Here is a 14,089-nt window from a genome sequence, read left to right as displayed (position 1 = left end):
ATGTGACGAAGTACGACTAAATGCAACATAAAAGCTTATCCTGCTTGCAATCAACGGATTGGAGGCGGACTTTAGAAAAAATGATTAATTACGGGCTTTGAAATAATTAGCCGCCCCCGCTGACGCTTTCTATAAGAATCCAAAATTATGCTTATCCCTTCAAAACTGAGCCGCCCGATGCGGCTGCAAGATACGGTGGTACGCGAACGTTTACTGGTCCGGCTGGCTGTCGTCCCGGACTATCGTCTGACGCTGGTTACCAGCCCGGCCGGCTACGGCAAAACAACGCTGATGGCGCACTGGGCGGCAGGAAAAAACGCGCTGGGCTGGTATTCGCTGGATGAAAGCGACAATAAGCCGGAACGCTTTGCCAGTTATTTGATTGCGGCGGTGCAGCAGGCCACCGGCGGCCACTGCGTGAAAAGCGAAGCTTTAAGCCAAAAGCACCAGTACGCCAGCCTGAACGCGCTGTTTGCCCAGCTGTTCGTCGAGCTTGCCGACTGTCAGCAGCCGGTGATGCTGGTAATCGATGACTATCATTTGATTACCAATGCGGATATTCATGAAGGGATGCGCTTTTTTCTGCGTCATCAGCCCGATAATTTCTCGCTGGTGATCCTGTCGCGTACCTTGCCACCGCTGGGCATCGCCAATTTACGCGTGCGTGGTCAGCTGCTGGAGCTTATCGTCTCCGAACTGGCCTTTACCCACAGCGAAACCCAGCAGTTTTTTGACTGTCGCCTGAAAGAACCAATTGAACAGGCGGACAGCAATCGCTTTTGCGACAACGTTGCCGGTTGGGCCACGGCGCTACAGCTGATTGCGCTGTCGGCCAGCCAATCCTCCACGCCAGCTTTACAGTCTACCCAGCATTCCGCGCGCAAGCTGACCGGCCTGAACGCCAGCCATTTGTCGCAGTATCTGGTCGAAGAGGTGCTGGATCGGGTCGATACGCCCACTCGCGATTTTCTGCTGCGCTGCTCTTTGTTGCGCTCAATGAACGACGCGCTGATCGTCCGCCTGACCGGCAGCGATAACGGGCAGCAGCGGCTGGAAAATCTGGAAAGCCAGGGTCTGTTTCTTCACCGCATGGACGGCACTGGCGAGTGGTTTAACTTCCATCCGCTGTTCGCCTCTTTTTTGCGGCAGCGCTGTCAGTGGGAGCTGGCCGCAGAGCTGCCGGAAATCCATCGCGCCGCCGCACAAGGCTGGCTGGCGCAGGGTTTCCCGGCCGAAGCTATCCATCACGCGCTGAGCGCGGAAGATACCGGACTACTGCGCGATATCCTGCTACAGCACGCGTGGGCGCTGTTTAACCAAAGCGAGCTGGCCCTGCTGGAAGAGTGCCTGAACGCTCTGCGCTATGACCAGCTGATCGTCAATCCCAGGCTGGTCCTGCTCCAGGCCTGGCTGATCCAAAGCCAGCACCGCTATGTTGAAGTGGACGCGCTGCTCTCCCGCGCGGAAAGCGAGATGCAGCGCAGGAATATCTCCATGACGCAGGAGCTTGCCGCTGAATTTAACGCTCTGCGCGCTCAGGTGGCGATCAACGATGGCCGTGAGGAGGAAGCCGCCCGGCTGGCGACGGAAGCGCTGCGATTTTTGCCGCACAACAGCTATTACAGCCGGATAGTGGCGACCTCGGTCACCGGCGAAATCCAGCACTGTAAAGGCGATCTGGCACGCGCGCTGCCGCTGATGCAGCAAACCGAACAGATAGCCAGGCGCTTTCAGGTGTACCATTACGCGCTTTGGGCCCTGCTCCAGCAAAGTGAAATTTTAATTGCGCAGGGTTTTTTACAGGCCGCCTTCGAGATGCAGGATCGCGCCTTTGAGCTGGTGCATGAACAGCACCTTGAACAGCTGCCGATGCACGAATTCCTGCTGCGCCTGCGCTCTCAGGTGCTGTGGTCGTGGGCAAGGCTGGACGACGCTGAACAGGCTGCTCGTCAGGGGCTGGAAGTATTAAGCAATTTCCAGCCGCAGCAGCAGCTTCAGTGTCTGGCGATGCTGGCGAAATGCGCACTGGCTCGCGGTCAGCTTGATAATGCACAGCACCATTTGCAGCGCTGCGAGAACCTGATCAAAACCGGCCAGTATCATAGCGACTGGGTGACCAATACCGATAAAAGCCGGGTAATTTACTGGCAGCTCACCGGCAATAAAACCGCCGCGCAGCGCTGGCTCCAGCAGGCCGGTAAACCGGGGGGCGCGGATAATCATTTTCAGCAGGGCCAGTGGCGCTCGATTGCGCGCGTACAGATACTGCTGGAGCAGTTCAGCGAGGCGGAGGTGGTGCTGGACGAGCTGAACAGCAACGCGCGCCAGCTGCGTCTCACCAGCGATTTAAACCGTAATTTACTGTTAAGCAACCTCTTATACTGGCGAACGGGCAGAAAAAGCGACGCGCAGCGCGTGCTGATCGAAGCGCTGAGCCTGGCGAACCGCACCGGTTTTATCAGCCATTTCGTGATTGAAGGCGAAATGATGGCGCAGCAGCTCAGGCAGCTGCTGCAGCTGAACCTGCTGCCGGAGCTGGAACAACGCAGGGCGCAGCAGATCCTGCGTGAACTTAATCAGCATCATCGGCATAAGTTTGCCCATTTTGACGAAAGCTTCGTCAGTAAACTGTTGAGCCATCCGCAGGTGCCGGAGCTGATCCGCACCAGCCCGTTAACCCAGCGGGAATGGCAGGTGCTGGGGCTAATCTATTCAGGCTACAGCAACGAGCAGATTGCGGGAGAGCTGGACGTCGCGGCGACGACTATCAAAACCCATATCCGCAATCTTTATCAGAAGATGGGCATTGCGCACCGTCAGGATGCGGTACAGCACGCCCGACAGCTGCTGGAAGTGATGGGCTACGGCGCGTCTGACCTGGCGGTGGCCTGTCAGTCTTAACTGACAAAATGTCGCTTATCCAGTTTTCTCAGCGCCAGCGCCAGCAGCAAACTGCCCAGCAGCGTCAGCGTAAACACCAGCGGGATATCCAGCAGCGGTCGATCGGTATGATCAAGCCGATGCGTGCGCATAAAGTGGATAAACAGCGCGTGGAAACCATAAATGGGCAGGGAATTACGGGAAATAACGCCTAAGAGCGGTAAAATCCGCGCGTTCAGCACGTTTTTAAACAGCACCAGCAGGCTGACCGCCGCGATAAAGACCGCCGGGCCGCAGTAAAGATACCAGGTATCGGCAAAGGCACCGTTAATCGCCATCTGCTTTTTAGTACCCAGCGCGATAGCCGCCACGCAGGCGATAAAGACCGTGCCGGCCAGCCAGCTGACGGCGCGTCCGCCGGTATTCATCGTGCCGATAGCACGGCCAAACAGCGCGTAGAGCACGTAGTAGAAGCTATCGCCGTTGATATAAAGGTTAAGCGGCAGCCAGTGAAAATGCCCGACTGACCGATCCACCGTGTTGGGGTTCGCCAGCACCGCCAGCACCAGCGTCACCGCCGCCAGATAGCCCGCCCGCACGTTTTTGACCTGAATAAGGGGCGAAAGCAGGTAGATAGCGATAATCGCGAAGAAAAACCACAGGTGATAGAACACCGGTTTCTGCAAAAGCAGCCGGACAGAAATCCCCTGGCTGATAGGCGTCAGCCACGTGATATAGGCCAGCGCCACCGCGCTGTAAAACGCCAGGCAGAGCAGGATGCGCAGAAAATGACGGCCCTGCGCGCTGCGCTCGCCAAAGAACAGAAAACCGGAGATCATAAAAAAAAGCGGCACGCAGACTCTGGAAGCGGAGTTCAGCAGATTGGAGAGATCCCACGTATGTTCGCCTATTTTTGGCGCGTTGGTCACGTACCAGGTGGTGGTGTGGATCATAATCACCATCAGGCAGGCCACCGCCCGCAGGTTATCTATCCAGGCTATCTTATCCTTCATGTTTTCCTCTGCTGGCACCAATGCGTATCAGAGGGTAGCCGGGCTGCAAGTTTTCAACAACTCCGACGGCCAAAATCCATCTCGCCGACTTTGCCCCTGCGCACCGCGCGGATTAAAAAGGCGGCGCGGTAAGGGGGGTTTTACGGCCGGACTACGCAAAAAAACTCACGTTCTGAAAACAGACTGCGGCAAGCGTTTTTGCCGTGCAAAATACTTTTTCGTCGGCTGTCGGGCTATTTTCTCTTCGTGCAGAAGGCAATCATAACGTATGCCGGATAAATGCCTGACCAGGTAAAAAAGAAATTCATTCAGCTATAAATAATTTCACTGCGTACTATTTTGGAAAGCGATATTTTTACTAAAAAAGCTCATACTCTCTTTACTTCCCCTTATTAATATAAGGATAAACTGCTTTACTCCATACCTCACCTCGCCCTGTTATCGGCAAAAAAATCACTAACTTTATATTTTTATTTATAACAGAACCACACTTAAGATAAATCTTAACGTTTATATTAAACCTTGCCGGATAAAATTATAAGGCATTGTTTTAAATTGACTTATTTTTTATTAGCCCGGCCTCTATGTTAAGAAAATATCATCTATACAACTGAAAATCCCAGGATACACTCTCTTTCACTACACTTATTTTTTTATTTTACGAGGGCATTTTCTCAGACGGGCTTTCGCCTGCCCCCTTGACGCCTGACATCGCATAGAACCAGGACACCGCAATAAATATCGGATTCGCCTGACGCAACTAATTAAAACTAAATAAAATATTTCAGAGATAAAAAATGAAGAATCTACTCGACAGAATTAACCTCCCTGCCAAATTCTTGCTGCTGGGAGCATTTGCGTTAATGCTTTTTGCATTACCCACTTTTATGTTTATTCAAACCGGCAGTAAAATTATTGAGGCAAAAAAAACCGAATTAACCGGCGTGCCGACCGAGAAAAAAATGCTGGCGCTGTTAAATTTGCTGCAGCGTCATCGGGCGCAGAGTGCTATCGCTATCGCTCAGCACAATCCGGCGACCGCGCCCCGGCTGGCGCTGGTGAGCGAAATTAACCGCCTGACGGAAACCCTTGCGGCCGACCTTCGCCAGGCCGATCCCCAGGCATCGCCCTTAAAACGTCTGGCGCTGGTCACGGAAGAGTGGAACGGGCTGGAATCGGACATCAAAGCCGGTACGCTGACGCCAGAGGCAAGCCTGACGCGCCATACGCACCTGATCCAGACGCTGCTGGATACCAATCAGGATGTCCTGGACTTTTACGGCCTCACCCTGGATGCAGATTTAAATACCTACCAGACCATTATCAGCACCTTTGTCCGCCTGCCTCTGCTGACTGAAACACTGGGGCAGATCCGCGGCATCGGTGCCTCACTGATTGCAGGCGGTCCTGTCAGCGACGCGGATTATAGCCGGATGGCGTTTAAGATCGACAGCGGCAAGACGGCCCTGGCTCAGTTCAGTACCAACCTCGATAAGGTCTTCCTTATTGAGCCCGCTCTTAAACCGGTCTTTGCCGGACTGGCGGAAGAAGCCAATAATCAGGCATCCGACGCGCTACACCTGGCTGATTCGATCTTTGTCAGCAGCCATGCCAGCGTCGTGCCGGCTGAGTATGTCAGCATCTTTACGCAGGCCATTAACCGCTATGCCGAACTGGGCGATAAGGCCAGCAGTCGTCTGGAAATGCAGCTGCAGCTTCAGATTACCGAGCGACGTCATGCTCAGTACTGGCTGCTGGCAGGCCTGTTGGCGGTTGCGCTTCTGGTCGTTTTGCTGGCAACGACGATCGTGCGTTCCGTCACCCGCCCGCTTAAACAGGCGGTAGAGATTGCCAGTCGCGTGGCCGCAGGCGATCTGACGGCGACCCTGGACGTCTCCGGAAACAATGAAACGGCCGAACTGCTGAATGCTTTAATGCTGATGCAACAGCGTCTGGCACAGCTGGTTTCAGATATCAAAAGCAATGCCGCCACTATCGCTAACTCTTCCGAAGAGATTGCGAAAGGGAATGGTGACCTTTCGTCCCGAACCGAAGAGCAGGCAGCCTCGCTGGCAGAAACCGCGGCCAGCATGGAGCAACTCGCCGCCATTATTCAGCAAAATAACGACAGCACACGCTACGCTTCCAGCCGGGCGGTTTCCGCAACCCAGGCCGCACTGCTCAGCGGCGAAGCCATGGACTCGGTGATGGATACCATGGGCAAAATTCGCGGCAGCTCCGGTCAGATTGAGGAGATTATTTCCGTCATCGACAGCATTGCGTTTCAGACGAATATCCTGGCGCTGAATGCCGCAGTAGAAGCGGCTCGTGCCGGCGAGCTGGGTAAAGGGTTTGCCGTTGTGGCGGCAGAGGTGCGGGCGCTGGCGCAGCGCTCAGCCAGCGCCGCACGCGAGATCAAGGTTCTGATCGATCAGTCTGTCAGCCATGCGCAGGAAGGGCTCGCTATGGCGCAGGACGCCGGTGAAAAAGTTAAGCAAAGCGTCAGTGCGATTGAGCAAACCTCGCAGCTTATTCGCGATATTTCTTCTTCATCAGAAGAGCAAAGCAGCGGCATCTCGCAGATCAACATCGCCGTGAATCAGATGGATCAGGTCACGCAGCAGAATGCGGTGCTGGTTGAACAGTCCGCCTCCTCTGCCGACGAGCTGGCAGACCAGGCTGGGAATTTGCGCAACATGGTGGCGCTGTTCCGCACGGCTTAATTGCTTTAGCCGGACAGAAGCCAGCAGCCCGTTGCTGGCTTCTGCTTTTTGTTTGCCTGCACGCGAATAAAAGCGTAGCCAACTGGCACGGGGCCTGCTCAGGACAGATCGGCGCCCTGCGGCCTGCCGTGCAAAAGTCCCTGCTGACGCTCCCGCTTTTCTTCCGGCAACATCGGGCTGACTAACCGGCGGTCAAAGGGTATACTGGCGCCCACTTTTAATACCGTCTCGCGTGCGAAAACAACATGCAAAAGTTTGATACCAAGACATTTCAGGGTCTGATCCTGACCTTACAGGATTACTGGGCACGCCAGGGCTGCACCATCGTACAGCCGCTGGATATGGAAGTCGGCGCGGGCACCTCTCACCCGATGACCTGTCTGCGCGCGCTGGGGCCGGAGCCGATTGCCGCGGCCTACGTGCAGCCTTCCCGCCGTCCTACCGACGGCCGCTACGGCGAAAACCCAAACCGTTTACAGCACTATTATCAGTTCCAGGTGATCATCAAGCCGTCACCGGACAATATTCAGGAACTCTATCTTGGCTCGCTGAAAGAGCTGGGTATGGATCCGACTATCCATGATATCCGCTTTGTGGAAGATAACTGGGAAAACCCAACGCTGGGCGCGTGGGGCCTCGGCTGGGAAGTCTGGCTGAACGGCATGGAAGTGACGCAGTTCACCTACTTCCAGCAGGTTGGCGGCCTGGAGTGCAAGCCGGTAACCGGCGAAATCACCTATGGCCTGGAGCGCCTGGCGATGTATATCCAGGGCGTGGACAGCGTTTACGATCTGGTCTGGAGCAACGGCCCGCTGGGGAAAACCACCTACGGCGACGTGTTCCATCAGAACGAGGTGGAGCAGTCCACCTATAACTTTGAGTATGCTGACGTCGACTTCCTCTTTACCTGCTTCGAGCAGTACGAAAAAGAAGCGAAAAGCCTGCTGGAGCTGGAAAAACCGCTGCCGCTGCCGGCCTACGAACGCATTCTGAAGGCGGGTCATACCTTTAACCTGCTGGACGCGCGCAAAGCGATCTCCGTGACCGAGCGCCAGCGCTATATTCTGCGCATCCGCACCCTGACCAAAGCCGTGGCTGAAGCTTACTATGCGTCTCGCGAGGCGCTGGGCTTCCCGATGTGCAATAAAAAATAAGAGGCAGCCATGACTGAAAAAACATTTCTGGTGGAGATCGGCACCGAAGAGCTGCCGCCGAAGGCGCTGCGCAACCTTGCCGAAGCCTTTGCCGCGAATTTTACCGCCGAACTGGATGCCGCCGGCCTGACGCACGGCGAAGTAAACTGGTATGCCGCGCCACGTCGTCTGGCGCTGAAGGTCGCCGACTTAAGCGCCGCGCAGCCCGATCGCGAAGTAGAAAAGCGCGGCCCGGCCATCGCCGCGGCTTTTGATGCCAACGGCACCGCCACCAAAGCAGCGGAAGGCTGGGCGCGCGGCTGCGGTATTACCGTAGACCAGGCCGAGCGTCTGAGCACCGACAAAGGCGAATGGCTGCTGTATCGCGCCCATATGAAAGGCGAAAGCGCGCAGTCGCTGCTGCCTGCGATGGTTGCCACCTCGCTGGCGAAGCTGCCTGTCCCTAAACTGATGCGCTGGGGCGATTCCGACGTGCAGTTTGTGCGTCCGGTACACACCGTCACGCTGCTGCTGGGCGAAGAGAGCATTCCGGCGACCATTCTGGGTATCGACTCCGCCCGCACTATTCGCGGCCACCGCTTTATGGGCGAACCGGAATTCACTCTCGACAACGCCGATCAATACCCGCAGCTCCTGCTGGAGCGCGGCAAGGTGCAGGCCGACTTCGAGGCGCGTAAAGCGCAGATCAAAGCCGATGCCGAAGCCGCGGCGAAAGAGATTGGCGGCCATGCCGATCTGAGCGACAGCCTGCTGGAAGAGGTCGCCTCGCTGGTAGAGTGGCCGGTAGTGCTGACGGCAAAATTTGAAGAGAAGTTCCTCGCGGTGCCGGCCGAAGCGCTGGTCTACACCATGAAGGGCGACCAGAAGTATTTTCCGGTTTACGACGATGCGGGCAAGCTGCTGCCGCACTTTATCTTTGTGACCAACATTGAGTCGAAAGATCCGTCACAAATTATCGCCGGTAATGAAAAAGTGGTGCGTCCTCGTCTGGCCGACGCGGAATTCTTCTTTAATACCGATCGCAAACAGCGTCTGGAAGACAATCTGCCGCGCCTGGAAACCGTTCTGTTCCAGAAAGAGCTGGGCACGCTGCGCGATAAAACCGATCGCATTCAGGCGCTGGCTGGCTGGATTGCCGCGCAGACCGGCGCTGACGTCAATCATGCAACCCGCGCCGGCCTGCTGTCCAAATGCGACCTGATGACCAACATGGTGTTTGAGTTCACCGACACTCAGGGCGTGATGGGTATGCACTACGCCCGTCATGATGGCGAAGCGGAAGACGTTGCCGTGGCACTGAACGAGCAGTATCAGCCGCGCTTTGCCGGTGATGCGCTGCCGTCCAACCCGGTAGCCTGCGCGCTGGCCATTGCCGACAAGATGGACACGCTGGCGGGTATTTTCGGCATCGGCCAGCATCCAAAAGGCGATAAGGATCCGTTCGCGCTGCGTCGTGCCGCGCTGGGCGTGCTGCGTATTATCGTCGAGAAGAATCTGCCGCTGGATCTACAAACGCTGACCGAAGAAGCGGTGCGCCTGTATGGCAGCAAGCTGAGCAACGCGAAAGTGGTCGATGACGTAATCGACTTTATGCTGGGCCGCTTCCGCAGCTGGTATCAGGAAGAAGGCCACAGCATCGACACCATCCAGGCCGTGCTGGCTCGTCGCCCTACTCGTCCGGCGGATTTCAACGCGCGGATGAAGGCCGTGTCCCACTTCCGCACTCTGGAAGAGGCGGCCGCGCTGGCGGCGGCTAACAAGCGTGTCTCCAACATTCTGGCAAAATCCAGCGAAACGCTGAACGACAGCGTGCAGGCCTCGCTGCTGAAGGAGAATGAAGAGATCCAGCTGGCGACCTACGTGTCTGCATTGAGCAGCAAGCTGGCGCCTTACTTCGCGGAAGGTCGCTATCAGGATGCGCTGATCGAGCTGGCGCAGCTGCGCGCCGCCGTGGATAACTTCTTTGAGAAAGTCATGGTGAACGCGGAAGATCGTGAAGTGCGGATCAACCGTTTGACCCTGCTGGCCAGGCTCCGCGAGCTGTTCCTACAGATCGCGGATATTTCTCTGCTGCAGTAAATCCGCCTCCCACCTGGGAGAATGAGTTTAAAGCTGACAGTAAAAAACCCGCCATAACGGCGGGTTTTTTTAGCCCTTCGCTTTCATATCAATCACAAAGCGGTACTTCACGTCGCCTTTCAGCATTCGCTCAAACGCCATTTCTACGTCTTCCAGCCGAATAACTTCCACGTCTGACACAATGTTGTGCTCGCCGCAGAAATCCAGCATCTGCTGCGTTTCCGCAATGCTGCCGATAGAGGTGCCGGAAATGCTCAGACGCTTAAAGACGACCGGCGTCACGTTTGGCGACTTGTGCGGCGCATCCGGGATGCCGACCAGCACCAGGTGTCCGTTGGTTTTCAGCGCGTTGAGATAAGGATCGAGATCGTGCGGCGCGGCCACGCAGTCCAGAATAAAATCGAGGCTGTTGGCCTGTGCCGCCATCTGCTCTGCATCTTTAGACACCACCACGCTGCCGGCACCCAGGCGCAGCGCGTCCTCGCCTTTGGCAGGCGAAGTGGTAAACAGCACCACTTCCGCGCCCAGCGCGCTGGCCAGCTTCACGGCCATATGCCCTAACCCGCCCAGGCCAATAACGCCCACGCGCTGGCCGGGCTGAATATTCCAGTGTTTAAGCGGCGACCAGGTGGTTACGCCCGCGCACAGCAGCGGCGCGACCGCGCTCAGCGTCAGGTTTTCCGGCACGTTAACCACGAACTTGCTGTCCACCACGATGCTGTCGGAGTAGCCGCCGAAGGTTTTTCCGCCGATAACTTTTTCTTCGCCGTTATAGGTAGCGGTAAAGCCGGCTTCGCAATATTGCTCTTCGCCCTGGCTGCACTGCGAGCAGTGACCGCAGGAATCGACCATCACGCCGACGCCGACCAGATCGCCCGCTTTAAAGGTGCTAACGTCGCTGCCGGTGGCGATCACGCGGCCTACAATTTCATGGCCGGGCACCAGCGGAAATGTACTGACGCCCCATTCGTTGCGCGCCATATGCAGATCGGAATGGCAAACGCCGCAGTAGTGGATATCAATATGCACATCGCCGGCTTGTAGTTCGCGGCGCTGAAATTCGAATGGTTCAAGAGAAGTGGTGGCAGATTTTGCTGCCAGGCCTTTAACCTGCATGTGCTGTCCCCTGTTGGGCAAAGCCGCGTAGAGTAGAGAAACGCGCAGGTTGGGGCAAGCCGGAATTGTAAATGAAAGTAGAAAGGCTTTAGTCAATTAATATACAATCAATACTTTAGGTACAACGATATGACATCCTCTTTTCGCTACCTTCTGTTTGGCACCTCGCTTTTCGCTTTTCCGCTGCTTATTGCTAACAACTATTATATTGACGATATTGGCCGCTCGACCCTCGGTTATACCAACTGGGGGGCGGATGGACGTCCTCTTGCCGATCTGGTGATGAAGCTGCTTTTTCTCAGCTCGCATATGACGGATATCTTTCCCCTGCCTTTGCTGCTGAGCGTTTTTATGCTGGCATTCAGCCTGCATCAATTTACAAAAAAAGCGCTTGGGGGCTGGCAGCTGCCTGCCCTTGTATTCATCCCGCTGACTTTTTTTGCTAATCCCTACCTGGCAGAAGTGTTTTCCTACCGGTTTGATGTTCTTACGCTTACGGCAGCCATTAGTCTCAGCCTGCTTTACTTCTGCCTCCCTTCACGCAATCGCTGGCTAAGGTTTGCGTCAGGCACGCTGACGCTGATTGCTGTCTATTGTCTGTATCAGACCGCGATCAATATTGCGGTTTTGCTGGTAATGGCAGGGCTTTATCAGCAAATGGTCAGGCAGGATAAGGCGAAAGTAATCCTCACCACGCTCTTGCAACGCATCGTTGAAGTGCTGCTTGCCACGGTAATCTATCTGAAGCTTATTCTGACGGTTACTTTCTCCGGAAAAAACGAGGCCAATCACCCCGCACTGGCGACTGGCAATCTGTTGAAAACATGGACGGAGAATAGTGAGGCCTATAGCCGATTTATTGCCGACACGCTGGTTAAAAATCATGGCGGAATGCACTACCTGCTCGGCATAGCAATTGCTATGTGGCTAGCGGCTCTGGCGTTAAGCCTGCTTTTTTTACGCCGCCAGCGCGGCGTCATGGCCGCTGGCGTTGCCGTTATCGCACTGGCTACGCCTTTTATTGCCCTGTTGATGATCCCTGGCAGCCTGCTGCTGTTGCAAAATCCATTACTCTCCGCTCGCTCGTTGATCGCCGTCAGCGGCTTCATGCTTCTTGCCGCTTTAGCCATTAATTATGCCCTGACGCCCCGCCTACAACAGGCTAACTGGCTGCTGCTGATCCCTGTTGTATACGGCATGACGGCTTATTACGCTTACGGTAACGCGCTGCGCCAGCAGGATAAATTTAATCAGAGCCTGGTTCAGGAAATAAAATGGGATATGCGGGAGCTACCGTCTGAACGTTTTTATTTGGTCTTTAACGGACAGGCGCCGCAATCGCCTGTTTATACTAACTCATTGAAAAACTATCCGATGCTTGCGGTAATGGTGCCTGATTATTTCGCTAACTGGTACTGGCCTTTCCCTTATATGAAAAATAATGGGTTTTCAGCGCTCTGGCCTACGCCAGACAGTGGCGTCACGACGGATACCGCCCAATACCTTTGTTACGGAAAACCTGTTGCGCAGAATCAGGACTACGTGATGTACAGAAAAGATAAGGTGATATTGATTGATTTTACTCATGCCAGCTGCGATAGCTGAGACAAAATCTTAAAACACAAAACCCGCCAGAGGGCGGGTTTTTCAACTACTGGCACAGCAAAAGACCGTTTTTTACTATCCCAGCAGCTCACGGCTGAGACAAGGATTTGATTGGATCAACAGCATTAATTTTTGAGCACTGCGCGAAGGTTTACTGCGCTTCGCTTCCCAGCTCTTAACCGAGGAAACACTAACGCCCATTGCCAGGGCAAACTCATCAACTTCCATGCCGGTTATTTCCCGTATGCGTTTTGGTTCGGGCATTAACACTTCACCCTTTAGTGCGGGAGCGGCCTGGATAACTTCACGCGTAAGCACAATGTGCTCAAGGCTGGACAACAACTCACCCATTGGGTCTTTAACTTCCATAGAGCACTCCTCATAAAAATCACGAATGTGAACAACCAGAGGGAGGATCTGAGGCCCAGATCCCGAATGCTGGCGAACAACAGCCTGAGGAGCTCATCGAGACAGCGCAGGTTAACGCCAGGATTTTTAGTATGGGCGCAAACTCAAACTTTTGCGCTCAAATTTTTGACTATTTTTTAAACCTGAACGCCAAAAATCTTTACATCCCGCCAGGCGGCTTCAGGCTACGCCATACGGGGCCTGAGGTGGTAACGATTACAGAAAATCGGACAGACAGTAAGCAGAACGGTAGTTATCAGAAAATTCCTAACGCATGGTCAATACGGCTACTGCCAGAAACAGTAATCGCAGAGCTACAGTAAATTAAGCGTTACCGTTAGCGTGGCGGTTTTGCTTCCTGCCGCTGGCGTCGTGCCAGGCGTTAAAGAAGAGAGAGCCACATCCACTATCTGACTGGCGGCGGGCGAAAAAGGTTGGCCATTAATAATCCGGTCGGCGCCGTAATTATAGGAAAGTTTCATTGCCACATCGTCACCCAGCAGAAAATTGCCGTCGCTGGTGCTACCGCCGGAAAAAGTAAGAGAAAATTTGGTACTACATTCTCCAGTCATATTAATTTTACTGTCACTCGCTATGCCATTTCTTATTTGATCGGCGGTAAAAGATCTTAAATAAACGCTATCTGGTAAGGTAACTGAACAGTGTCTGGCAGCAGGCGTTGTAAATGATGCATTTTCAAAATTAGTGATTAAAGTCGTATTGACAGGAACTAACGTTGAATTAGTAACAGTAAGCCGTACATTTACGGTTGTATTATATGGTGAATCGAATATGTATAACGTTGAATCACATAGTATCTCTCTGCTTTGAGTCCAAATAAAGCTCGTTACTCTGACTACAAATACTACTCCTGTAGCGCCATCACTTTGGCACTGTACGCGAGCGCTTACAGGAAGCCCTATAAGTGATGGAACAGATGTATTACCTTGGGCGATTCCTGGCTCAGAGATGGAAACAGTTCCTGCCAGAGAAGAGCCTACCGGAAAGAAAAAAAGGAAGAAAGCAAAAAAAAACAACACGATCCAGGAGTGAATATATTCACTTGTATATGTCTTCATCTACTATAACCTCCTTTTTAAGCGAATGAAAT

9 protein-coding genes are annotated in these 14,089 nt (G+C 54.3%); 5 read left to right on the top strand and 4 right to left on the bottom strand.

Translation table 11 applies throughout. The features are described 5' to 3' along the window. Nucleotides 1-147 precede the first annotated feature (147 nt). The gene (gene malT, locus EGK14_RS11620) at nucleotides 148-2,901 is read left to right on the top strand and encodes an HTH-type transcriptional regulator MalT (RefSeq protein WP_125289260.1); all 2,754 of its coding nucleotides are present in this window, start codon (nucleotides 148-150) and stop codon (nucleotides 2,899-2,901) included. On the opposite strand, the gene EGK14_RS11615 is transcribed toward malT, so the two are convergent. After that, nucleotides 2,898-3,893 (bottom strand): acyltransferase, encoded by a 996-nt coding sequence (locus EGK14_RS11615; protein WP_125289259.1) that lies wholly within the window; start codon nucleotides 3,891-3,893, stop codon nucleotides 2,898-2,900. The two genes, malT and EGK14_RS11615, sit on opposite strands and share 4 nt — an antisense overlap. A 797-nt stretch (nucleotides 3,894-4,690) precedes the next feature. Here EGK14_RS11615 and EGK14_RS11610 point away from each other — a divergent pair. The 3 genes from EGK14_RS11610 (at nucleotide 4,691) to glyS (ending at nucleotide 9,849) form a co-directional block, all read left to right on the top strand. Continuing rightward, nucleotides 4,691-6,616 carry a methyl-accepting chemotaxis protein gene (locus tag EGK14_RS11610; RefSeq protein ID WP_125289258.1) on the top strand — a complete coding sequence of 642 codons (1,926 nt, stop codon included), beginning with the start codon at nucleotides 4,691-4,693 and terminating at the stop codon, nucleotides 6,614-6,616. Nucleotides 6,617-6,861: 245 nt separating this feature from the next. Beyond that, a complete protein-coding gene (gene glyQ, locus EGK14_RS11605; protein ID WP_125289257.1) occupies nucleotides 6,862-7,770 on the top strand; it encodes a glycine--tRNA ligase subunit alpha in 909 nt (302 codons plus the stop codon). Between the two features lie 9 nt (nucleotides 7,771-7,779). After that, entirely contained in the window at nucleotides 7,780-9,849 is a 2,070-nt protein-coding gene (gene glyS / locus EGK14_RS11600) for a glycine--tRNA ligase subunit beta (protein ID WP_125289256.1), read from the top strand. A gap of 69 nt (nucleotides 9,850-9,918) precedes the next feature. On the opposite strand, the gene EGK14_RS11595 is transcribed toward glyS, so the two are convergent. After that, nucleotides 9,919-10,965, bottom strand: a complete 1,047-nt coding sequence (locus EGK14_RS11595) for an NAD(P)-dependent alcohol dehydrogenase (protein WP_125289255.1) — start codon at nucleotides 10,963-10,965, stop codon at nucleotides 9,919-9,921. A 129-nt stretch (nucleotides 10,966-11,094) separates the two neighbouring features. Here EGK14_RS11595 and EGK14_RS11590 point away from each other — a divergent pair, with 129 nt between their 5' ends. Further along, a complete protein-coding gene (locus tag EGK14_RS11590) occupies nucleotides 11,095-12,570 on the top strand; it encodes a glucosyltransferase domain-containing protein (RefSeq protein ID WP_125289254.1) in 1,476 nt (491 codons plus the stop codon). A gap of 75 nt (nucleotides 12,571-12,645) precedes the next feature. Here EGK14_RS11590 and EGK14_RS11585 read toward each other — a convergent pair whose 3' ends face one another. Both EGK14_RS11585 and EGK14_RS11580 read right to left on the bottom strand, forming a co-directional pair. Further along, entirely contained in the window at nucleotides 12,646-12,939 is a 294-nt protein-coding gene (locus EGK14_RS11585) for an HTH-type transcriptional regulator (protein ID WP_125289253.1), read from the bottom strand. Between the two features lie 353 nt (nucleotides 12,940-13,292). Then, nucleotides 13,293-14,057 (bottom strand): hypothetical protein, encoded by a 765-nt coding sequence (locus EGK14_RS11580; RefSeq protein WP_125289252.1) that lies wholly within the window; start codon nucleotides 14,055-14,057, stop codon nucleotides 13,293-13,295. Between the last annotated feature and the right edge of the window lie 32 nt (nucleotides 14,058-14,089).

Source organism: Erwinia sp. 198, assembly GCF_003937915.1.
Lineage (GTDB): Bacteria > Pseudomonadota > Gammaproteobacteria > Enterobacterales > Enterobacteriaceae > Erwinia > Erwinia aeris.
The sequence above is the reverse complement of the archived record's forward strand: the minus strand, read 5'-3'. Positions and strand labels throughout refer to the sequence as shown.

Excerpts from the sequence above, each read along its gene's own strand:
- malT (WP_125289260.1), top strand. The coding sequence starts at position 148 with ATGCTTATCCCTTCAAAACTGAGCCGCCCGATGCGGCTGCAAGATACG.
- EGK14_RS11615 (WP_125289259.1), bottom strand. The coding sequence starts at position 3,893 with ATGAAGGATAAGATAGCCTGGATAGATAACCTGCGGGCGGTGGCCTGC.
- EGK14_RS11610 (WP_125289258.1), top strand. The coding sequence starts at position 4,691 with ATGAAGAATCTACTCGACAGAATTAACCTCCCTGCCAAATTCTTGCTG.
- glyQ (WP_125289257.1), top strand. The coding sequence starts at position 6,862 with ATGCAAAAGTTTGATACCAAGACATTTCAGGGTCTGATCCTGACCTTA.
- glyS (WP_125289256.1), top strand. The coding sequence starts at position 7,780 with ATGACTGAAAAAACATTTCTGGTGGAGATCGGCACCGAAGAGCTGCCG.
- EGK14_RS11595 (WP_125289255.1), bottom strand. The coding sequence starts at position 10,965 with ATGCAGGTTAAAGGCCTGGCAGCAAAATCTGCCACCACTTCTCTTGAA.
- EGK14_RS11590 (WP_125289254.1), top strand. The coding sequence starts at position 11,095 with ATGACATCCTCTTTTCGCTACCTTCTGTTTGGCACCTCGCTTTTCGCT.
- EGK14_RS11585 (WP_125289253.1), bottom strand. The coding sequence starts at position 12,939 with ATGGAAGTTAAAGACCCAATGGGTGAGTTGTTGTCCAGCCTTGAGCAC.
- EGK14_RS11580 (WP_125289252.1), bottom strand. The coding sequence starts at position 14,057 with ATGAAGACATATACAAGTGAATATATTCACTCCTGGATCGTGTTGTTT.